This is a genomic window from Sphingomonas adhaesiva, assembly GCF_036946125.1.
GTDB classification, from domain to species: Bacteria; Pseudomonadota; Alphaproteobacteria; order Sphingomonadales; family Sphingomonadaceae; genus Sphingomonas; species Sphingomonas adhaesiva_A.
This window is the reverse complement of sequence record NZ_JAQIJT010000001.1, coordinates 619,402-639,234: the sequence shown is the minus strand read 5'-3', so window position 1 is coordinate 639,234 and position 19,833 is coordinate 619,402. Positions and strand designations below refer to the sequence as shown.

Here is a 19,833-nt window from a genome sequence, read left to right as displayed (position 1 = left end):
TGGTAATGCCGGGGGTAACGGGTGGAAGTATATCGGGAGCTCGCCGCATTGCGCGAGGCGCTGGGGGCGGCGCGCGGCGACGGGCGAGAGGTCGCGCTGGTCCCCACGATGGGCGCGCTGCATGCCGGGCACATCGCGCTGGTGGAGGCCGCGCGGCGCCCCGGCGCCTGCGTGGTGGCATCGATCTTCGTCAACCCGAAGCAGTTCGGCGCGAACGAGGACCTGTCGCGCTACCCCCGCAAGGAGATGGGGGACATCGCGATGCTGACCGATGCGGGCTGCGACATCCTGTGGCTGCCGCCGGTGGAGGCGATGTATCCGGAGGGGTTCGCGACCAACATCTCGGTCGCGGGGGTGAGCGAGGGGCTGGACGGCGCGGCGCGCCCCGGCCATTTCGACGGCGTGGCGACCGTCGTCGCGAAGCTGTTCAACCAGGTCCGCCCGGCGCGCGCCTATTTCGGCGAGAAGGATTTCCAGCAGCTGGCGGTGATCCGCCGCATGGTCGCCGACCTCGATTTCGACATCGACGTCACCGGCGTGCCGACGCAGCGCGAGGACGACGGTTTGGCGCTGTCGTCGCGCAACGTCTACCTGCTGCCCGAGGAGCGTCAGAAGGCGGTGGCGCTGCCCCGCGCGCTGGGGGTGGCGGCGCGGGCGATCTTGGGCGGCGGCGACGCGGCGAAGGCGCTGGCGGACGCGACCGCGGCGCTGACCGCGGCAGGCTTCGCGGTCGATTACGTGTCGCTGGTCGATGCCGAGACGCTGGCGCCGGAGCCCGCGCCGGGCCGGCGCCGCCAGCTGCTGGCGGCCGCGCGGATCGGGCATACGCGCCTGATCGACAACCTTTCCGTCGATCCGTTATCGTAACAAATAATTGTAAGAATCACTTGTCGCCAGTTAACCATTTGGTGAGGGCGAATGCGCGAAACCCGGTGTCCAGAAATGGATCAACAGGGTCTCTCGACATGGTAACGCACATCGATACCGCGCTGCTCGACCGCCGCATCGCCGATGCCTGCCGCGGCTGCGGCGACTCCGCCTACGACCTCGGCGTCGCCTATTCCACCGGCACCGCCGGCGCCGCGCTCGACCTGGTCGAGGCGCACAAGTGGTTCAACCTCGCCGCCGTCCGCGGTATCGAGGCGGCGCTGGCCGCGCGCGCCGAAATCTCCGAGGACATGACCGCGCGCGAGATCGCCAACGCGCAGCGCGCCGCGCGCGACCTGCTCGCGGGCATGCAGCGCCGCGCCGCCTGAACCAACGGGGTTGCCGCGGGGTTCACCACTTGCCTAGACGCGGGGCCATGCCCGCAGCGTGTAAAGGGGGTGGTCGTGGTGAAGCGTTGGTTGCCGCTTGCGGCGTTGCTGGTCCTGGCCGCGTGCGCGAAGGCGCCGACGCTGGTCGTGCCCCCCGCCCCGCCGCCGGTGATGCTGACCCCGGCCCCCATGCCCGCGGGCGGACGCCCCGGCATGGCGATCCCCGGGCGCCTGCCCGACGGCAGCTGGGCGACGCCCAACCGCAACCTGACGCCCGCCGCGGCGGTCTGGCATTTGCGCAGCGCGCTGAACGTCGCCGCGCTCGCCTGTCGCGGTCCTCTGGAAGCGACGATGGTCGCCGACTACAACGCGCTGCTCGGGCGGCAGAAGACCGCCTTCGCCTCCGCGCAGACCGCGCTGGAGCGCGAGACGAAGGCCGGCGGCGGCGACTGGCGCGACCGCTACGACGACCAGGCGACCCGGCTCTACAATTTCTTCGCGCAGGATTTCGCGCGCGACGCCTTCTGCACCGCCGCCGCGCAGGTGCTGAGCGAGGCGCAGACCGTCACGCCCGCGGCGCTCCCCGCCTTCGCCGCCGCCCGGCTGGCCCAGCTGGAGCGCCCCTTCACCGACTTCTTCGCCGCCTATGAGCGCTGGCGCAGCGGCGCGATGGTGCCCGCAGGCGAGGTCGCGCCGGCGGTCCCCCGGCTGACGGTGGACGTCTCCACGCTGGGGTGATCGCCACCTCCCGTTCGCCTCGAATAGCCGTCGAGCCCGTCGAGACGGCGTATCGAGAGGTCGCCACGTCGCGCATGTCTCTCGACATGGGCTCTCGACAAGCTCGATCCCTGCTCGAGACGAACGGGGGTGCCGGTCAGCAAGCTTGCACCCCGCGCCGCGCCGCGCCACGTAGCGGCGCATGTCGGACCTGACCCTCGCCCCGCCCCCGCCCGACCTGCTGGCCGGCGCCAGCCTGTTCCTCGATTTCGACGGGACCCTCGTCGAGATCGCCGACTCGCCCGATGCGGTGGAGGTCGCCGCGCGCGTCCCCGCCCTGCTCCAGCGTCTCGCACGCGCGCTCGACGGCCGCGTCGCGATCGTCACCGGCCGCCCCGTGGCGGAGGTGCGCGCGCTGCTGGCCCCCGCGGCATGGCCGGTCGCGGGGAGCCACGGGCTGGAGATCGCGCAGGTCGACGGCACCGTCACCGCCCCCGACCGCCCGCCCGCGCTCGACGCCGTGCTGGACGCCGCGCGCGCGCTCGCGCGCTCGCATCCCGGGCTGCTGGTCGAGGACAAGCCCTTCGGCGTCGGCCTCCATTACCGCCGCGCACCGGAGGCGGGCGAGGAGGCCGCCGCGCTCGCCGACGATCTGGCCGCCGCGCACGACCTCGTCGTCCAGCATGGCAAGATGGTGGTCGAGCTGCGCGTGAAGGGACGCGACAAGGGCGCGGCGGTCGATCTGCTGATGGCGGAACCAGCGCGCCGCGATACGCGTCCTGTCTTCATGGGGGACGATGTGACCGACGAAGCCGGGTTTCGTGCCGCGCATGCGCTGGGCGGCGCGGGCGTGCTCGTCGGCGCGCCCCGCGACACCGCCGCCGGCTACCGCGTCGATGACGTCGCCGCGGCGCTCGCCTGGCTCGACACGCTTTCCCCTGCGCAGGAGGCACGATGACGACGACGCTGGACCTGTGGCCGATCGGCAATTGCCAGGTCAGCGCGCTGGTGGACCGCAGCGGGCGCTTCGTCTGGGGCTGCGTGCCGCGGGTCGACGGCGACCCGCTGTTCTCCGCGCTGCTGGGCGGAGAGGAACTGACCGCGGGTTACTGGGGCATCACGCTGGAGGACGGCGTGTCGGTGGAGCAGGAATATATCCGCAACACCCCGATCCTGGTCACGCGCCACACCGACGCGCACGGCGGCGCAATCGAGGTGATCGACTTCTGCCCCCGCTTCCAGCGGGAGGGGCGGACCTATCGCCCGGTCGCCTTCGCACGCATCGTGCGCCCCGTCGCGGGCAGCCCGCGGGTGCGCGTGTCGCTGCGCCCGACCTGCGGCTGGGGCGGCGGCTGCCGCGAGCAGGTGGGCGGCTCCAACCACGTCCGGCTGCTGCTCGACACGCTGGCGCTGCGCCTCACCACCACCGCGCCGATCGCGATGGTCCAGGCGGAGCGGTCGTTCCGCGTCGAGGGGCCGCTGCACTTCTTCCTCGGCCCGGACGAGAGCTTCCAGGGCGACCTCGCCAGCACGGTCGACCTGATGCTGTACCGCACGACGCAGGAATGGCAGGCCTGGGTCCGCGGCCTCGCCGTGCCGCTCGAATGGCAGGACGTCGTCATCCGCTGCGCCGTCACGCTGAAGCTGTGCCAGCATGAGGAGACCGGCGCGATCGTCGCCGCGCTGACCACCTCCGTCCCCGAACACGCCGGGTCGCAGCGCAACTGGGACTATCGCTACTGCTGGATCCGCGACGCCTATTACACGGTGCAGGCGCTCAACCGGCTCGGCGCGCTCGACGTGCTGGAGGGCTATCTCGGCTATCTGCGCAACATCGTCGACGAGGCCACCCACGGCGACGCCGCCAGCCATATCCAGCCGCTCTACGGCGTACTGGGCGAGCCCGAACTGCCCGAGCGGGTCGCCCCCGACCTGCCCGGCTATCGCGGCATGGGGCCGGTGCGCGTCGGCAACCAGGCGGCCGAGCAGATCCAGCACGACGCCTATGGCCAGATCGTGCTGTGCAGCGTCCACGCCTTCTTCGACCAGCGGCTCTTCCGCCTCGCCGGGCTGGAGGATTTCGAATCGCTGGAGCGCGTCGGCGACCGCGCCTGGGCCTATTACGATCAGCCCGACGCCGGGCTGTGGGAGCTGCGCACCCGCCAGAGCGTCCATACCTATTCCAGCGCGATGTGCTGGGCGGCATGCGACCGGCTGGCGAATGCGGCGGGCAAGCTGAACCTGCCCGAGCGGCAGCGGATGTGGGCCGAGCGCGCCGACATCATCCGCCAGCGGATCGAGACGGCGGCCTGGCGCGAGGATACGCGGCGCATGTCGGCGACCTTCGGCGGCGACGATCTGGACGCCAGCGTGCTCCAGCTGCTCGACCTGCGCTTCCTCGCGGCGGACGATCCGCGCTTCGTCGATACGCTGACCGCGATCGAAAAGGGGCTGCGCCGCGGCTCCACCATGCTGCGCTACGATACCGAGGACGATTTCGGCCTGCCCGAAACCGCGTTCAACTTCTGCACCTTCTGGCTGATCGAGGCGCTGTTCCTGACCGGGCGCAGCGACGAGGCGCGTGCGTTGTTCGAGGAGATGCTGTCCCGGTGCACCGCCGCCGGGCTCTTGTCGGAGGACATCGATCCGGCCACCGGCGAATTGTGGGGCAATTACCCCCAGACCTATTCGCTCGTCGGCATGATCAACTGCGCCGGCATGCTGAGCAAACCGTGGAGTCATATTCGTTGAGTCGACTGATCGTCATCTCCAATCGTGTCAGCGCCCCCACCGGGTCGACCTCGGGGGCGCAGGGCGGGCTGGCGGTGGCGATGGCCGCGGCGCTGCGCGAGCGCGGCGGACTGTGGTTCGGCTGGTCGGGCGAGCAGACCGACCATTTCACCGGCCACATCAACTTCCAGCGCAACGACGGCGTCACCACCGCCACCGTCGACCTGGAGGAACAGGACGTCCAGGAATATTACGACGGCTACGCCAACCGGACGCTGTGGCCGCTGTTCCACTACCGCATCGACCTGGCCGAATACGAGCGCGAGTTCGCCGGCGGGTATCAGCGCACGAACCAGCGCTTCGCCGATACCGTCCGCCCGCTGATCGAGCCGGAGGACGTCGTCTGGATCCAGGACTATCACATGTTCCCGCTGGGCGCGGAGCTGCGCGCGCGCGGGTGCCGGAACCGGATCGGCTTCTTCCTCCACATCCCCTGGCCGCCGCGCCGCCTGCTGGCGACGCTGCCCAACGCGCGCGAACTGGTGGAGGCGCTGTTCGCCTACGACCTGATCGGCTTCCATACCGAGGAATGGCTGGAATCGTTCTGCGACTTCGCCCGGCACGAGATGGACGCGACGATCGAGGACGGCGTCGCGCGGTTCGGCGACCGCTCGGTGCGGCTGATGGCCTGTCCGATCGGGATCGACGCCGCCGCCTTCGCCGAGATGTCGAAGAGCGTTCCCGCGCGGCTCGCCTATCGCCGGATGCGCGACTCGGCGACGGGGCGCGACATGATCGTCGGGGTCGACCGGCTCGACTATTCCAAGGGACTGGAGGAGCGTTTCCTCGGCTACGAACGCTTCCTGATCGAGCATCCGGAGGAGCGCAAGGAGGTCTTCCTGCTCCAGATCGCGCCGCCCAGCCGGGTGTCGGTCGAAAGCTACCAGCGCATCCGCCAGTCGCTGGAGGGGCTGTCGGGGCGGATCAACGGCGAATATGCCGATGTCGACTGGGTGCCGATCCGCTACGTCAATCAAGGCTATCCGCGCGACCAGCTCGCCGGCATCTACCGCGCGGCGAAGATCGGGCTGGTGACCCCCTTGCGCGACGGGATGAACCTGGTGGCGAAGGAATATGTCGCGGCGCAGGACCCGGAGGACCCCGGCGTCCTCGTCCTGTCGCGGTTCGCGGGCGCGGCGGAGCAGATGACCGACGCGCTGCTGGTCAACCCCTACAGCGCGGAGGAAGTGTCCGACGCCATCTTCCAGGCGCTGCGCATGTCGCGCGACGAACGCATCGCGCGGTGGCAGCGGCTGATGGCCGGGGTGCAGGAAACCGACGTCACCTGGTGGGCCGACCGCTTCCTTACCGCGCTGGAACGCGAGGATGCAGGGGTGACGGACTGACCCGCGCGCCCGCGAAACTGCTACCATCCCGGCGGAGGCCGGAATCCGGTTGGGAAACGTCGGCGCGTCATCCCAGCGGTCCGTTGCTGGACCCCGGCCTCCGCGAGACGTTTGCAAAAGGCGACACCGTGCTCCTGCGAAGGCAGGAGCCCAGGGTTGCAGGTCCCATCAGGCGTTGTTCTGCCTGGCCCTGAGCTCCTGCCTGCGCAGGAGCACGGCGTGGACCCGGCGTCGTTGCACCCGTTTTTGCAAAGGTTCCACCTCCGCCGGGGTGGATCAGACAGGGAGCCGGCAACCGCCTTTCTGCGCAGGTAGGAGCGCAGGGTCACGCACACCACCCGTCGTTGCCCCTCACCCCCGCGGCATCAGCCCGCGCATGACCATCGCCAGCGCGCTCGCGAGCTGCGCCTCGCGCTCGTCCGCCGCCAGCACCGGGCGCAGCAACCCGCCCAGCATCCGCACCGCCAGCACCACCTCGTGCGCACCGGCCTCCGCGGCCAGCTCGCCACGCGCCTGCGCCGCTGCCACCGCGGGCGCGACGACCTCGGCCAGCCGCTCGCCCAATGCACGGAACGCGGCGAGATGCGCCGCGTCCATCCGCAGCTCCAGCGCGATCCGCGCGAACAGCGCGGAGGCGCGCGCGCCCTCGCGCACCAGCATCCCGATCGTGTCCGCGATCGGCGCGCGCGCGTCGATCGTCCCCTCCAGCCGATCGATCTCGCGCGCGAAGATCGCCAGCGCCAGCGCCTCGCGATCCTTGAAATTGCGGTACAGCGTCGCGCGGCCGACGCCGGCGGCATCCGCGATCGTCTCCATCGCGACGCCGTAGCCCTGCTCATCGAACGCGGTCGCCGCCGCCGCGATCAGCGCCTCGCGCCGCCGCGTGGCGTCGCGCCGCGGCGCGCGTGCCGGCCGTGCCTCACTCATAGGCGCCGCGCCGCATCACATAGCCGCGCGTCTCATAGGGCGGCGACAGCCCCTCCACCCAGGCGCCATGCGCGTGCGTCAGCGCGACCAGCGCCATCGGGTCGGTGGACGGCCAGCGCTGCACCCGCACCTCGTGCCGGTGGAGGTCGCGGTTGGGCTCCATCATCACCCAGGCCAGCGGCCGCTCCTGCGTCGCGCGCGCGCCCGCCGCCGCCATCGCGGCGCGGATCCGCTCGCGTCCCGCCGCGGGGATATACTGCCAGACGACGGAGTGCATCAGCACGCGGGTGATCCCCGCTTCCTGCGGCCGGGCCAGCTGCGCCTCCACCCAGTCGGCGGCATCGCCCTGCGCCAGCTCGACCGGCGCGGCGCGGACCATCGCGATCGCGGTGGCGAGCCGCGCCAGCCGCTCCTGCGCATCGATCCAGACATAGCCCTCCAGCCGCTCGGCCTGCGCCGGATCGGCGACGTCGACCGGCGCGATGTCGACGCCGCGCGCGCCGACGACCGCGATCGGCACGTCCGGCGGCGGCGCACCCCGCCATTCGGGGCGGATGACGAGCGGCGACGCGTCCGGCCCTGCGCTGACCCCGCCCAGGTCGAACCGCATCCGCCCGATCAACAGGTTCAGCCCCGCGCTCGACCCGATCTCCAGCACCTCGACCCGCGGGCCGAAGGTGTCCGCGACATGGAGCAACCCCGTCATCAGCCCGGCCGAGCGCGCCGCCTCGTTGGTCTGCGGCGGCCCGTCCAGCCACGCCGTCAGCGCCGCATCGTGACGCATGACCGCGCGTGCGGCCGCCTCGTCGTCACCATCCGCAAACATCCGCGCCAGGTCGGCATCGCCGGTGCGGCGCAGCAGCGCGTGCAGCCCGCCGACCAGCCGCAGCACCAGCGCATCCGCCACGGGCTCCCCCGCCCAGTCGAGCACCCGCCGCCCCGTCGCGGTGTCGCGCGACAGCGTCCGCCCCAGCGCGCGGCACGCCGCGGCGGTCCGCGGCGCCGCCATCGCCTCGCAATATTGCGCCTGAATCTCGAACGATTCCCTATTTTGCGCTTCCTTCGCCAACATCCACCTCCGGTCATCGCGGTCATTGCGCCCCCCGCCCCCCTCCCGTAAAGCCCGCGCCATGGCTGAACCGATCGTAATCGCGGTGCCCAAGGGACGCATCCTGGGCGAGGCGCTGCCGCTGCTCGCCGCCGCCGGCGTCGTGCCGGAGGCCGCCTTCGGCGACCCCGACAGCCGCGCGCTGCGCTTCGCGACGCAGGACCCCGGTATCGAGCTGATCCGGGTGCGCGCGTTCGACGTCGCCACCTTCGTCGCGCACGGCGCCGCGCAGCTCGGTATCGTCGGCTCCGACGTGCTCGCCGAATTCGACTATGCGGAGCTCTACGCCCCCGTCGACCTCGACATCGGCCATTGCCGCCTGTCGGTCGCCGAACCCGCGGCACTCGCCGCCCACGACGACCCACGCGGGTGGAGCCATGTCCGCGTCGCGACCAAATATCCCCATGTCACCGCCGGATATTTCGCGCGCCGCGGGGTCCAGGCGGAGTGTATCAAGCTGAACGGCGCGATGGAGCTGGCGCCGACGCTCGGCCTCGCCACCCGCATCGTCGACCTCGTCTCCTCGGGCCGTACGCTCAGGGACAACGGGCTGGTCGAGGTGGAGGAGATCATGCCCGTCTCCGCACGCCTGATCGTCAACCGCGCCGCGATGAAGACGCGCGCGCACGTCTTCCCGCTGGTGGAGGCGTTCCGCGCCGCGGTGGGCGCGCGCGCGGCATGATCCGGCTCGCCACGACCGACGCGGATTTCGCCGCGCGTTTCGATGCGCTGGTCGACGACCGCCGCGAAACCGCGACCGATGTCGCGCGCGACGTCGCGACCATCATCCGCGCGGTGCGGGACGAGGGCGACGCCGCTTTGCGCGCCTTCACGCAGAAGCTGGACCGCCACGACCTGGACGCCACCGGCTGGCGGATCGATGCCGCCGCCTGCGCCGCCGCGTTCGAGGCGCTGGAGCCCGAACTGCGCACCGCGCTGGAGCTCGCCGCGTCGCGCATCCGCGCCTATCACGAGAAGCAGCGCCCCGAGGATACTGCCTTCACCGACGCCGCCGGCGTGCGGCTGGGCGCGCGCTGGCGCGCGGTCGATGCGGCGGGCATCTACGTCCCCGGCGGTCGCGCGGCCTACCCCTCCACGCTGCTGATGAACGCCATCCCCGCGCGCGTCGCGGGTGTCGGCCGGCTGGTCGTCGTCACCCCCAACCCCGACGGCGAGGTCAATCCGCTGGTGCTGGCCGCCGCGCATCTGGCGCAGGCGGACGAGGTGTGGCGCGTCGGCGGGGCGCAGGCGATCGCCGCGCTCGCCTATGGCACCGACCGGATCGCGCGCGTCGACGTCGTCACCGGCCCCGGCAACGCGTGGGTCGCGGAGGCGAAGCGGCAGGTCTACGGCGTCGTCGGCATCGACATGGTCGCCGGCCCGAGCGAGATCGTCGTGGTGGCGGACGGCGCCAACGACCCCGACTGGATCGCCGCCGACCTGCTCAGCCAGGCCGAGCACGACACCACGACGCAGTCGATCCTGTTCACCGACGACGACGCCTTCGCGGACCGCGTCGCCGAGGCGGTCGAGCGCCAGCTCACCGATTTGCCGACGCAGGCGACCGCGCGTGTGGCGTGGGAGGATAACGGCGCGATCGTCATCGTCCCCACGCTGGCCGACGCCATCCCGCTGGTCGACCGGCTCGCGCCCGAGCATGTCGAGTTCGCATGCGACGACCCGCAGGCGCTGTTCGACCGCCTGCGCCACGCCGGCTCCGCCTTCCTGGGCCGCCACACGCCCGAGGCGATCGGCGATTACGTCGCCGGCCCCAACCACGTCCTCCCGACCGGCCGCCGCGCCCGGTTCGCCAGCGGGCTGGGCGTGACCGACTTCATGAAGCGCACCAGCTTCCTCCAGCTGGACGAAACCGCGCTCAACGAGCTCGGCCCCGCCACGATCGCACTGGCCGAGGCGGAGGGACTTCCCGCGCACGCCAGGTCGGTGGCGCTGCGCATCCGCACCAACCGCTGAGGGGTGACGAACCGCGCGGTTGCGCGTAAGGGCCGCCGCCATGTCCCGACCCCCAGCACGTACCCCCGCCCGTACACAGGCTCGCGCCGCCGCGCGCCTCGCCGCCGTCCAGGCGCTCTATCAGCATGACATGGAGGGGACCGCGATCCCCGCCCTGCTCCACGAATTCCACCAGCATCGCCTCGGCGCCACGATCGAGGACGTCGAATATGCCGATGCCGACATCGACTTCTTCGACGACGTGGTGAAGGGCGTCGACGCGCGCCGCGAGGAGATCGACGCGCTGATCGCGGACAAGCTCGCCAAGGGCTGGTCGCTCGACCGCCTCGACCGCCCGATGAAGGCGATCCTGCGCGCGGGCACCTACGAATTGCTCGCGCGCGCCGACGTCCCCGTCGCGGCGGCGATCAGCGAATATGTCGATGTCGCGCACGCCTTCTACGAAAAGCGCGAGTCGGGCTTCGTCAACGGCCTGCTCGACGCCATCGCGAAGGAGGTCCGCCGCTGACGATGGCGGAGGTCGTCAACCTCAACCGCGCGCGCAAGGCGAAGGCGCGCGCCACCAGGGAAGCGCAAGCCGCCACCAACCGCGCCGCCTTCGGCCGGACGAAGGCGCAGAAGGCCGCCGACGCGCAGGACGCCGCCCGCCGCGAAACGCTGCTCGACGGGGCGAAGCGCGAGGAATAGGCTTGCGTGCTCCGGCGCAGGCCGGAGTGTCGTCGATCACAGCGCTACCGCTCGCCACGGCTCCGGCCTTCGCCGGAGCACGGGGAGGAAAGCCGAATGACCGAAGCCGACTTCATCGCCCGCCTGCGCGCGCTGCCGCTCCACCCCGGCGCGCATGGCCTGACCGACGACACCGCCACGCTCGCCGGCCTGACCGTCACCACCGATACCCTGGTGGAGGGTATCCACTTCCTCCCCGCCGACCCGGCCGCCGACGTCGCATGGAAGCTCGTCGCCACCAACCTTTCCGACCTGGCCGCCAAGGGAGCGCGGGCGGAGGGGATCCTGCTCAACTATCCGTTGCGCGACGATGCGTGGGACGCCGCCTTCGTCGCGGGTCTGGGCCAGGTGCTCGCCGCCTTCGCCTGCCCGTTGATCGGCGGCGACACCGTCTCGCTGGCGCCGGGTGCCCCGCGCGTGCTGAGCGTCACCGCCTTCGGCACCGATGCCGCCGCGCCGCCGCGATCCGGCGCGCGCGCGGGCGACGCGCTGTACGTCACGGGTACGATCGGCGATGCCGGCGCCGGGCTCTGCATCGCGCGCGCCGGGCACGGTGACCGCGCGCTGCTCGCGCGCTACCGACGTCCGGTGCCGCGGCTGGCGGAGGGGCGCGCGCTCGCCCCGCTCGTCCATGCGATGATGGACGTGTCCGACGGGCTGCTGATCGACGCCGCGCGCATGGCCGCCGCCAGCGGGCTGGCGATCGCCATCGACCTGTCCGCCGTCCCGCTCGCCCCCGGCGTCACCGATCCGATGACCGCCGCGACCGCCGGCGACGATTACGAGCTGCTGTTCGCCGCGGCGCCCGATGTGGCGCTGCCCGTTCCCGCGACTCGCGTCGGCACTTTCGCGCCCGGCGCCGGGCTGACCCTGAGCCATGAGGGACATTCGGTGCCGCTACCCGCCACGCTCGGTTATCAGCACGGGTTGCGCTGACGCAGGCGCATGTTAGCCTCCCGTCACCAGCGGACGACCGGCAGCAGACCGGATGCCGCGGCAACAGGAGGGATGTAAGGCATGACGATCGTCACCCTTGCCATCGTCTGCGGCGTCATCGCCGTACTCTATGGCTTCGTAACCAGCCGACAGGTTCTCAGCGCATCGCCCGGCAACGAGCGGATGCAGGATATCGCCAGCGCGATCCAGGAGGGCGCGAAGGCGTATCTGACCCGGCAATATACCGCGATCGCGGTGGTCGGCGCGGTGGTGGCGGTCGTGCTGCTGTTCACGCTGGGCACGCTGTCGACGGTCGGCTTCGTCATCGGCGCGGTGCTCTCCGGGGTGGCCGGGTTCGTCGGCATGAACATCTCGGTGCGCGCCAACGTCCGCACCGCGGAGGCCGCGCGCACGTCGTTGCAGGGTGGCCTCACCATGGCGTTCCGTTCCGGTGCGGTGACGGGCATGCTGGTCGCCGGGCTGGGCCTGCTCGCGATCGCGGGCTTCTTCTGGTACCTGACCGGGCCGGCGGCGCTGCTGCCCAACGACCGTGCCATCGTCGAGGCGCTGACCGCGCTGGCGTTCGGTGCGTCGCTGATCTCGATCTTCGCGCGGCTGGGCGGCGGCATCTTCACCAAGGCGGCCGACGTCGGCGCCGATCTGGTCGGCAAGGTGGAGGCCGGCATCCCGGAGGACGACCCCCGCAACCCCGCGGTGATCGCGGATAACGTCGGCGACAATGTCGGCGACTGCGCGGGCATGGCGGCCGATCTGTTCGAAACCTATGTCGTGACGCTGGGCGTGACGATGGTCTCGATCGCGCTGCTGATCCAGGCCGATGCCGCCGAACTCGCGCGGCTGATGGGCCTGCCGCTGGCGGTCGGCGGGGTCTGCATCGTCACCTCGATCATCGGCACGTACATGGTCCGGCTGGGCAAGAGCGGATCGATCATGGGCGCGCTGTACAAGGGCTTCTGGACCTCGGCGATCCTGTCGGTGCCGGCGATCTGGTTCGCCACCAGCTGGGCGCTGGGCGACATGAACACCGTGATCGGCGGCGCCGGCTTCCTCGATGGCGGGGCGGGCGCCGCGCCGCTCGCCGGGTCGACCACGCCCGCGGATACCGCGGTCGCTGGCCTGCCGACCGCCTCGGGCTTCACCGGCATGGACCTGTTCTGGTGCATGATGATCGGCCTTGCCGTGACCGGGCTGATCGTGTGGATCACCGAATATTACACCGGCACCAACTATCGCCCGGTCAAGTCGATCGCGAAGGCGAGCGAGACCGGCCACGGCACCAACGTGATCCAGGGGCTCGCCATCTCGCTGGAGGCGACCGCGCTGCCGACGATCGTGATCGTCGTCGCGGTGGTCGCCACCTACAAGCTGGCCGGGATCATCGGCATCGCCTTCGCGGCGACCTCGATGCTGGCGCTCGCGGGGATGGTCGTCGCGCTCGACGCCTATGGTCCCGTCACCGACAATGCCGGCGGCATCGCGGAGATGGCCGGGCTGGACGACGAGGTGCGGCACAAGACCGACGCGCTCGACGCGGTCGGCAACACGACCAAGGCGGTGACGAAGGGCTATGCGATCGGCTCCGCCGGCCTCGCCGCGCTGGTGCTGTTCGGCGCCTATACGACCGATCTGGAGACGTATTTTCCCGACCTGACCGTCGATTTCTCGCTCGGCAATCCGTACGTCATCGTCGGGCTGCTGCTCGGTGCGCTCCTGCCCTATCTGTTCGGCGCGTTCGGCATGACCGCGGTCGGCCGCGCGGCGGGCGCGGTGGTGGAGGAGGTGCGCGGGCAGTTCCGCGACAACCCCGGTATCATGCAGGGGACCAGCCGCCCCAATTATGGCCGCACCGTCGACCTGGTCACCCGCGCCGCGATCCGCGAGATGATCGTGCCGTCGCTGCTGCCGGTGCTGTCGCCGATCGCGCTCTACCTCGTCGTCACCGCGGTCGACGGGCAGGCGTCCGGCTTCGCGGCGCTGGGCGCGATGCTGCTGGGCGTGATCGTCTCCGGGCTGTTCGTCGCGCTGTCGATGACCTCGGGCGGCGGCGCGTGGGACAATGCCAAGAAATACATCGAGGACGGCAACCACGGCGGCAAGGGATCGGAGGCGCACAAGGCGGCGGTGACCGGCGACACGGTCGGCGATCCGTACAAGGATACCGCCGGTCCCGCGGTCAATCCGATGATAAAGATCACCAATATCGTCGCCCTTCTCCTGCTCGCGGCGCTCGCCTCCCACGGCGGCTGACGCCCGCAACTTCGGCGTCCGTCATCGCGCATGACGGACGCCGCTTGCTCTCGCCGCCTCCCCACCCCATATCGCCAGCGCAGCCGCGCCCCGACGCGTCGGCACCCCCCGCGCTCGCCTTCCCTTTTCCCGTCGTCTCGGCTATGGGCGCGCGCATTCAACGCGAAAGAGACACCGTTTGGCGAAAGAAGAACTCCTCGAGATGCGCGGGCAGGTGGTGGAACTGCTGCCCAACGCGATGTTCCGCGTCCGGCTCGAGAACGATCACGAGATCCTGGGCCACACCGCGGGCAAGATGCGCAAGAATCGCATCCGCGTGCTCGTCGGTGACGAGGTGCTGGTCGAACTGACCCCCTACGACCTGACCAAGGGGCGGATCACCTACCGCTTCATGCCCGGTCGCGGCGGCCCCGGCCCGTCCTGAGATGCACTGCCGCCGCTGACGGCGGACGTTCGTGACCGACCTCGTCCTCGCCTCCTCCTCCCCGCGGCGACGCGATCTGCTCGCGCGGATCGGCGTCGTGCCTGCGCGCGTCCATGCGCCCGCGATCGACGAGACGCCGCGCGCCGGCGAACTGCCGCGCGCATACGCGCTGCGGCTGGCGGAGGAGAAGGCGGGCGCCGTCCCCCGCACCGCGGGCGAGGCGGTGCTGGCGGGCGACACCACGATCGCGCTGGGGCGCCGCATCCTCCCTCCCGCCGATACCGAGGAGGTGCAGCGCACGCTGCTGCGGCTGCTGTCGGGGCGGCGCCACCACGCGCTGTCCGCGGTATGCGTGATCGCGCCGGACGGCCATGTCCGCACCCGCCTCGCCGACACGATCGTCGCGTTCAAGCCGCTCTCCCCGGCCGAGATCGACGCCTATGTCGCCTGCGGCGAAGGGCTCGGCAAGGCGGGCGGCTATGCGATCCAGGGGCGCGCGGAGGCCTTCGTCCGCTTCCTCCAGGGCAGCCATTCCGGCGTGATCGGCCTGCCGCTGTTCGAGACCCGCGCGCTGCTCGCGACCGCCGGCGTCGCCTTTGGCTGAGTGGCTGTACGAGGAGGGCGTGGGCGAGGCCCGCGCCGCGCTGGTCGAGGACGAGCGCATCCTCGCCGCGCGGATCGAACTACCCGAAACCTTGCGCGTCGGCACCGTCTCGCCGGCCCGCCTGACCGAGCGCACCGTCGCCACCCTGCCCGACGGACGCGAGGTGATGCTCGACCGCGCGCCCCCCGGCGTCACGCTGGGCGCGGCGCTGACCGTCGACATCACCCGCGAGGCGATCCCCGAGCCGGGCCGCGCCAAGCGCGCCCGCGGGCTCGCCACCGACCTGCCCCCCGCCCCCGGCCCCGACCTGCTCGCCCGCATCGCCGCGACCGCGCATCCGGTCCGCCGCCTGCGCGCGCATGAGGCCGACGCGCTGGAGGCCGCGGGCTGGTCGGAGGTGCTGGAGGAGGCGACCGGCGGCGAGATCCCCTTTCCGGGCGGCGTGCTGCGGATGACGCCCACCCCTGCGATGACGCTGTTCGACGTCGACGGCGACATCGCGGCCGACGCGCTCGCGATCGCCGCCGCCACCGCCACCGCGCAGGCGATCCGCCGCCACGGCATCGGCGGATCGATCGGCGTCGATTTCCCGACCGTCACCGGCAAGGCCGCCCGCCAGGCGGTCGCCGCCGCGATCGACGCCGCGCTGCCGCTCCCGTTCGAGCGGACCGCGGTCAACGGCTTCGGCTTCCTCCAGATCGTCCGCCCGCGCCCGCGCGTCTCGCTGCCCGAACGGCTGCGCGACGATCCGGTCGGCGCTGCCGCCCGCGCGGCGCTGCGCGTGATCGAACGCGCGCCCGTCTCGGCCCCCAACCGCCACCGCCTGCCCGGCGCGGTGCGCGAGCGGATCGAATCGCGCGCCGACTGGCTCGACCTGCTGGTGCAGCGCACCGGGCGCACGCCTATATTCGACCGATGAAGAACGCCTGCCCGATCTGCCGCGCCCCCACCGACCCGGCGCACACGCCCTTCTGCAGCCGCGGGTGCAAGGACCGCGACCTGCTGCAATGGCTGGGCGAGGGCTATCGCATCCCCGGTCCGTCGGCGAATGACACGGAAGGGCTGGACAGCGCCCGCGACACCGACTAGGGACCGCGCCTCACCGCTTGTCGCGGTGCGCCCAAGTAGCTCAGTTGGTAGAGCATACGACTGAAAATCGTAGTGTCGGTGGTTCGATCCCGCCCTTGGGCACCATTCCCCTAGATCGCTGAATCCCATGCGCCGATCAGCGCCTCGCCCGTCTCGGGGCGAAGCGTGAAGATGCCGCTGTCGACATGCCGCGTCGGATGGACGCGGTTGGTCAGCAGCGTCCAGGCGAGGCCGCGATCCTGGTCGATCCACAGCCCCGTCCCCGTGAAGCCGGTGTGCCCGATCGTCCCCGGCGAGCACGCCTGCCCGCCCGACCAGCCGGGAAAGCGGATCTCCCACCCGTGCGTGCGATGCCCCTCGACCGGCCGGCGCATCGCCGCGATCGCCGCCGGGGACGCGCCGCTGCCGTCCAGCAGCGATCGCGCGTAATCGAGCACGCCGTCGACCGTGCCGAACAGCCCTGCATGGCCGGTCCGCCCGCCCATCGCGAAGCCGTTTTCGTCATGCACCTCTCCCTGCAGGACGCGGCCGCGCCAGGCGCAATGCTCGGTCGCCACCGCCGGGCCGGGCGGCGGCCCCCAGCTCAGCCCGGCGCCCAGCGGCTGTGCGTCGAGCCCGGCGCCGGTGATCCGCTCGATCGCGATGCCCAGCAGGATGAAGTTGATGTCGGAATAGACCGGCGGGCCATGCTTCCATTCCCGCTGGAGCACGAACGCGCGCAGCCGCGCCGGATCGTCGCCATAGGTGTAGATGGGCTCGACCGCCGGCAGGAAGGTGCGATGGACCAGGCAGTCGCGGAACGTCAGCCGCCGCTCGGCGGCGTTGGCGACGTCATATTGGCGCAGGTCGGGGATCGCATCGGTCAGCGGCCGGTCGAGGTCGATCCGCCCCTCGTCCGCCAGCCGCAGGACGAAGGTCGTGGTCGCGATGACCTTGCTGACCGAGGCGAGGTCGAACCAGTGCGCGCGCGTCAGCGGCTCGGGCGACGGCACGCGTCGCGCCAGCCCCGCCACCCGCACCGCGCGCGCGCCGTCCGTCGTCACCACCCCCAGCGTCGCGCCGGGAATCCGCCCCGCCGCGAGATAGGCCTGCGCGGGGGCGAAGGCGGCGTCCGCCACCTGATCGATCATCGGTCGTCCTTTCGCGGGGAAATGCGCGCGAGCGCCGGCAGGAACAGCACCGCCGCGAAGCTCAGCGCGCCGGAGAGAAGGAAGAAACCGTCATAGCCGATCGCCTCGACCATCACGCCCCCCGCCCCGGCGAGCAGCCGCGGCAGCAGGAAGGCGAACCCGGTCAGGAAGGCATATTGCGCGCCGGGATAGCGCGGGTTCACGAGCAGCGAGAGATAGACGACGAAGACGGTGCCCGCGAAGCCGTTCCCGAACTGGTCCGCCGCGGTCGCGACGTACAGCATCACCTCGTCGACGCGCTGCTGCGCCAGCCAGACGAACGCGAAATTGCCCAGCCCCGCGACCAGCGCGCCGAGTGCCAGCAGCCACGTCATCCGCCACCGCGTCGCCAGCCAGCCGCCCAGCCCGACGCCGATCATGCTCGCCCCCAGTGCGACGACGCTGTCCGCTTTCCCGATCTGGGTCAGCGAATAGCCCAGCCCCTTTATCATCGGCTTCGACAGGTTGAGCGCCAGCACGTCGCCCATGCGATAGATGGAGACGAACGCCATCAGGATCAGCGCCGCAAAGCCGTAGCGCCAGAAGAAGTCGACATACGGGCCCAGCACCGTCGACGTCCGCAACGCCGAATCGGGCGCGGCGCGACGGATCTTCGGGAGCGCCGCGGCCATCAGCAGGAACGGCAGCATGCACAGCGCCAGCACGTACGGCGTCACGTTGCTCTTCGCATCGATGCCGGCGCGCACCGCCAGGTCGAGCACGACCCAGCCGACCGCCGCCGTCACCGCCGCCGCCGCCAGCAGGATCGCCGCGCTCGCCGCGATGCCGGTCGCGAGCGCAACCCCGCGGCCGCCGCCGTGACGGGCATCCGGGCGCATCGCGGCGAGCAGCGGAAAGGGCAGGAACGCCGCCACCGCGATCAGCAGATAGGCCGCGGTCCACCCGCCCGAATCGGCGACCAGCAACGCGCCCGATCCCGCCGCCACCATGGCGCTGCGATACCCCCACAGATTGGCGGCGACGATCGGCCCCTGTTCGTCCTGCGTCGGATACAGCTCGATACGCCAGGCATCCGCCGCCACCTCCAGCGTCGTCGTCCAGAAGGCGAGCAGCACCGCGAACAGCGCGGTGACCGCCAGGCTCGCGTCCGACGCGGTCAGCGCCATCGCCACCATCGCGGTGAAGATGCCGAGCGAGGCGAGCATGATCCACCCGCGCCGCCGCCCCCAGAAGCGCCCGAAACCGGGAATGTCGTAGCGGTCGAGCAGCGGCGCCCAGACGAACTTCAGCGTCGGCAGCAATTGCACCCAGGCGAAGAAGCCGATCACCGCCAGCGCGACGCCGTGCGCCTGCAACCGCAGCGTCAGCACGGTCGAGAACATGTAGAAGGGCAGCCCCGCCGCGAACCCCAGCAATCCGTACAGCGCCATGCCGCGCCGATCGGTGCGGGCGGGGGCAAGGGGATCGGTCATGCAGGCTCCGGCATTGGTCAGGCGGCAACCGTCCGCGCATGGCGGCAGCGCGTCAATCCCGCGATGATGGCGCGCGGTTATGGTCTGGCCCGCCTTATTCATGGCCGGCGGGGCGTTGGCGCTTGCACCCGGACACGCCATCGCGGCAGGAACATGGGCATGACGACGACGGGCTTCTTCCTGGGCGTGGATGCGGGCGGCAGCCACTGCCGCGCGCGCCTGACCGATGCGCGCGGGCTGGTGCTGGGCGAGGGGCTGACCGGCCCCGCCAATGCGCGCATCGGCATCGAGCGGCTCCGCCTCGTCCTCGACGAGGCGATCGGGCAGGCGATCGCGCAGGCGGGACTCGACGCGGCGCAGGTGGCGACGATCCACGCCGGCATGGGGATCGCGGGCATCTCGCGGCCCGGCGCGCTGGAGGCGCTGCGCGCGCTCGACTTCCCCTTTGCCGACATCGCCTTCGCCAGCGACGCGGTGATCGCCAATCTGGGCGCCCACCGCGGACGCGACGGCGCGATCCTGATCCTGGGCACCGGCAGCATCGCGCAGGTCCGCGTCGGCGGCATCGACTTCGCGATCGGCGGCTACGGCTTTCCGATTTCGGACGAGGGGAGCGGGGCGGCACTGGGGCTGTCCGCCGTCCGCCATGCGCTGCGCGCGCTCGACGGGCGCAGCGAGCGCACGGCGCTGGCGCTCTCGGTCGCGGACCGCTTCGGCCATGCCATTCCACAGGCGATCGCGTGGATGGATCGCGCCACCCCGCGCGATTATGCCGCGCTCGCCCCGCTGGTGATGGACCATGCCGAAGCGGGCGACGCCATCGCGCGCTCGATCGTCGAGGATGCCGCGGGGCATGTCGAGCGCTTCGTCGAGACGATCTTCGAGCGCGGCGCGCCGGCCTGCTCGCTGATGGGCGGGCTGTCGGCGCGGCTCCAGCCGTGGCTGCGCGCGCGCACCGTCGCGCGGTTGACGCCGCCGGCGGGCGATGCGCTGGGCGGGGCCCTGCTGCTGGCGGGGCGGCCGACCACCATGGATGACGCCGCCGCCGCCAGGGAGTAAGGGGTCG

The 19,833-nt window shown here is 71.6% G+C and carries 21 protein-coding genes and 1 tRNA gene; 18 read left to right on the top strand and 4 right to left on the bottom strand.

The window, feature by feature from the left end; translation table 11 throughout:
* Positions 1-21: 21 nt before the first annotated feature.
* From panC to otsA, 6 genes are all read left to right on the top strand, one after another.
* Positions 22-867 carry a pantoate--beta-alanine ligase gene (gene panC, locus PGN23_RS03230; protein WP_335301398.1) on the top strand — a complete coding sequence of 282 codons (846 nt, stop codon included), beginning with the start codon at positions 22-24 and terminating at the stop codon, positions 865-867.
* Positions 868-965: 98 nt separating this feature from the next.
* Positions 966-1,256 carry a hypothetical protein gene (locus tag PGN23_RS03225; RefSeq protein ID WP_335301397.1) on the top strand — a complete coding sequence of 97 codons (291 nt, stop codon included), beginning with the start codon at positions 966-968 and terminating at the stop codon, positions 1,254-1,256.
* Between the two features lie 78 nt (positions 1,257-1,334).
* Positions 1,335-1,994 carry a hypothetical protein gene (locus tag PGN23_RS03220; protein WP_335301396.1) on the top strand — a complete coding sequence of 220 codons (660 nt, stop codon included), beginning with the start codon at positions 1,335-1,337 and terminating at the stop codon, positions 1,992-1,994.
* A 181-nt stretch (positions 1,995-2,175) separates the two neighbouring features.
* Positions 2,176-2,931 carry a trehalose-phosphatase gene (gene otsB, locus PGN23_RS03215; protein ID WP_335301395.1) on the top strand — a complete coding sequence of 252 codons (756 nt, stop codon included), beginning with the start codon at positions 2,176-2,178 and terminating at the stop codon, positions 2,929-2,931.
* The gene (locus tag PGN23_RS03210; RefSeq protein ID WP_335301394.1) at positions 2,928-4,724 is read left to right on the top strand and encodes a glycoside hydrolase family 15 protein; all 1,797 of its coding nucleotides are present in this window, start codon (positions 2,928-2,930) and stop codon (positions 4,722-4,724) included. The genes otsB and PGN23_RS03210 overlap by 4 nt, the downstream gene beginning before the upstream one ends.
* The gene (gene otsA / locus PGN23_RS03205; RefSeq protein WP_335301393.1) at positions 4,721-6,109 is read left to right on the top strand and encodes an alpha,alpha-trehalose-phosphate synthase (UDP-forming); all 1,389 of its coding nucleotides are present in this window, start codon (positions 4,721-4,723) and stop codon (positions 6,107-6,109) included. The genes PGN23_RS03210 and otsA overlap by 4 nt, the downstream gene beginning before the upstream one ends.
* A 351-nt stretch (positions 6,110-6,460) precedes the next feature.
* On the opposite strand, the gene PGN23_RS03200 is transcribed toward otsA, so the two are convergent.
* Together PGN23_RS03200 and PGN23_RS03195 are read right to left on the bottom strand one after the other, a co-directional pair.
* Positions 6,461-7,036 (bottom strand): TetR/AcrR family transcriptional regulator, encoded by a 576-nt coding sequence (locus tag PGN23_RS03200; protein ID WP_335301392.1) that lies wholly within the window; start codon positions 7,034-7,036, stop codon positions 6,461-6,463.
* Entirely contained in the window at positions 7,029-8,105 is a 1,077-nt protein-coding gene (locus PGN23_RS03195) for a DUF2332 domain-containing protein (RefSeq protein ID WP_443019741.1), read from the bottom strand. Before PGN23_RS03195 ends, PGN23_RS03200 begins: the two co-directional genes overlap by 8 nt.
* A gap of 61 nt (positions 8,106-8,166) precedes the next feature.
* Here PGN23_RS03195 and hisG point away from each other — a divergent pair, with 61 nt between their 5' ends.
* From hisG to PGN23_RS03140, 11 genes are all read left to right on the top strand, one after another.
* The gene (gene hisG, locus PGN23_RS03190; RefSeq protein ID WP_335301390.1) at positions 8,167-8,826 is read left to right on the top strand and encodes an ATP phosphoribosyltransferase; all 660 of its coding nucleotides are present in this window, start codon (positions 8,167-8,169) and stop codon (positions 8,824-8,826) included.
* Complete coding sequence (gene hisD, locus PGN23_RS03185) at positions 8,823-10,118, top strand: histidinol dehydrogenase (RefSeq protein WP_335301389.1); 1,296 nt, start codon at positions 8,823-8,825, stop codon at positions 10,116-10,118. The genes hisG and hisD overlap by 4 nt, the downstream gene beginning before the upstream one ends.
* A 40-nt stretch (positions 10,119-10,158) precedes the next feature.
* On the top strand, positions 10,159-10,626 hold the full coding sequence (nusB, locus tag PGN23_RS03180) for a transcription antitermination factor NusB (RefSeq protein ID WP_335301388.1): 468 nt from the start codon (positions 10,159-10,161) through the stop codon (positions 10,624-10,626).
* Between the two features lie 2 nt (positions 10,627-10,628).
* Complete coding sequence (locus PGN23_RS03175; protein ID WP_335301387.1) at positions 10,629-10,805, top strand: DUF4169 family protein; 177 nt, start codon at positions 10,629-10,631, stop codon at positions 10,803-10,805.
* A 96-nt stretch (positions 10,806-10,901) separates the two neighbouring features.
* Entirely contained in the window at positions 10,902-11,780 is an 879-nt protein-coding gene (gene thiL, locus PGN23_RS03170) for a thiamine-phosphate kinase (protein ID WP_335301386.1), read from the top strand.
* Between the two features lie 81 nt (positions 11,781-11,861).
* Entirely contained in the window at positions 11,862-14,048 is a 2,187-nt protein-coding gene (locus PGN23_RS03165; protein WP_335301385.1) for a sodium-translocating pyrophosphatase, read from the top strand.
* 178 nt (positions 14,049-14,226) lie between these two features.
* Positions 14,227-14,472: a translation initiation factor IF-1 gene (infA, locus tag PGN23_RS03160; protein WP_022685627.1), complete on the top strand. Its 246-nt coding sequence runs from the start codon at positions 14,227-14,229 to the stop codon at positions 14,470-14,472.
* A 31-nt stretch (positions 14,473-14,503) separates the two neighbouring features.
* The gene (locus PGN23_RS03155) at positions 14,504-15,076 is read left to right on the top strand and encodes a Maf family protein (RefSeq protein WP_335301384.1); all 573 of its coding nucleotides are present in this window, start codon (positions 14,504-14,506) and stop codon (positions 15,074-15,076) included.
* Positions 15,069-15,995, top strand: coding sequence for a ribonuclease (locus PGN23_RS03150; protein WP_335301383.1), 927 nt, complete (start codon positions 15,069-15,071; stop codon positions 15,993-15,995). Before PGN23_RS03155 ends, PGN23_RS03150 begins: the two co-directional genes overlap by 8 nt.
* Positions 15,992-16,165, top strand: coding sequence for a DNA gyrase inhibitor YacG (locus PGN23_RS03145; RefSeq protein WP_335301382.1), 174 nt, complete (start codon positions 15,992-15,994; stop codon positions 16,163-16,165). Before PGN23_RS03150 ends, PGN23_RS03145 begins: the two co-directional genes overlap by 4 nt.
* 29 nt (positions 16,166-16,194) lie before the next feature.
* Positions 16,195-16,270 (top strand) — tRNA-Phe (locus PGN23_RS03140).
* 5 nt (positions 16,271-16,275) lie between these two features.
* On the opposite strand, the gene PGN23_RS03135 is transcribed toward PGN23_RS03140, so the two are convergent.
* Both PGN23_RS03135 and PGN23_RS03130 read right to left on the bottom strand, forming a co-directional pair.
* Positions 16,276-17,295, bottom strand: coding sequence for a serine hydrolase domain-containing protein (locus PGN23_RS03135; RefSeq protein ID WP_335301381.1), 1,020 nt, complete (start codon positions 17,293-17,295; stop codon positions 16,276-16,278).
* The gene (locus PGN23_RS03130) at positions 17,292-18,767 is read right to left on the bottom strand and encodes a permease (RefSeq protein WP_335301380.1); all 1,476 of its coding nucleotides are present in this window, start codon (positions 18,765-18,767) and stop codon (positions 17,292-17,294) included. Before PGN23_RS03130 ends, PGN23_RS03135 begins: the two co-directional genes overlap by 4 nt.
* Positions 18,768-18,926: 159 nt before the next feature.
* Between PGN23_RS03130 and PGN23_RS03125 the strand changes: the two genes are divergently transcribed.
* Positions 18,927-19,826 carry a BadF/BadG/BcrA/BcrD ATPase family protein gene (locus PGN23_RS03125; RefSeq protein WP_335301379.1) on the top strand — a complete coding sequence of 300 codons (900 nt, stop codon included), beginning with the start codon at positions 18,927-18,929 and terminating at the stop codon, positions 19,824-19,826.
* Positions 19,827-19,833 lie beyond the last annotated feature (7 nt).

What these genes read in the sequence shown, in the direction of transcription:
- PGN23_RS03165 (WP_335301385.1), top strand. Translation starts at nt 11,862, where the DNA reads ATGACGATCGTCACCCTTGCCATCGTCTGCGGCGTCATCGCCGTACTC.
- nusB (WP_335301388.1), top strand. Translation starts at nt 10,159, where the DNA reads ATGTCCCGACCCCCAGCACGTACCCCCGCCCGTACACAGGCTCGCGCC.
- PGN23_RS03125 (WP_335301379.1), top strand. Translation starts at nt 18,927, where the DNA reads ATGACGACGACGGGCTTCTTCCTGGGCGTGGATGCGGGCGGCAGCCAC.
- PGN23_RS03145 (WP_335301382.1), top strand. Translation starts at nt 15,992, where the DNA reads ATGAAGAACGCCTGCCCGATCTGCCGCGCCCCCACCGACCCGGCGCAC.
- PGN23_RS03130 (WP_335301380.1), bottom strand. Translation starts at nt 18,767, where the DNA reads ATGACCGATCCCCTTGCCCCCGCCCGCACCGATCGGCGCGGCATGGCG.
- hisG (WP_335301390.1), top strand. Translation starts at nt 8,167, where the DNA reads ATGGCTGAACCGATCGTAATCGCGGTGCCCAAGGGACGCATCCTGGGC.
- hisD (WP_335301389.1), top strand. Translation starts at nt 8,823, where the DNA reads ATGATCCGGCTCGCCACGACCGACGCGGATTTCGCCGCGCGTTTCGAT.
- PGN23_RS03175 (WP_335301387.1), top strand. Translation starts at nt 10,629, where the DNA reads ATGGCGGAGGTCGTCAACCTCAACCGCGCGCGCAAGGCGAAGGCGCGC.
- thiL (WP_335301386.1), top strand. Translation starts at nt 10,902, where the DNA reads ATGACCGAAGCCGACTTCATCGCCCGCCTGCGCGCGCTGCCGCTCCAC.
- PGN23_RS03200 (WP_335301392.1), bottom strand. Translation starts at nt 7,036, where the DNA reads ATGAGTGAGGCACGGCCGGCACGCGCGCCGCGGCGCGACGCCACGCGG.
- otsB (WP_335301395.1), top strand. Translation starts at nt 2,176, where the DNA reads ATGTCGGACCTGACCCTCGCCCCGCCCCCGCCCGACCTGCTGGCCGGC.
- PGN23_RS03225 (WP_335301397.1), top strand. Translation starts at nt 966, where the DNA reads ATGGTAACGCACATCGATACCGCGCTGCTCGACCGCCGCATCGCCGAT.
- PGN23_RS03135 (WP_335301381.1), bottom strand. Translation starts at nt 17,295, where the DNA reads ATGATCGATCAGGTGGCGGACGCCGCCTTCGCCCCCGCGCAGGCCTAT.
- PGN23_RS03210 (WP_335301394.1), top strand. Translation starts at nt 2,928, where the DNA reads ATGACGACGACGCTGGACCTGTGGCCGATCGGCAATTGCCAGGTCAGC.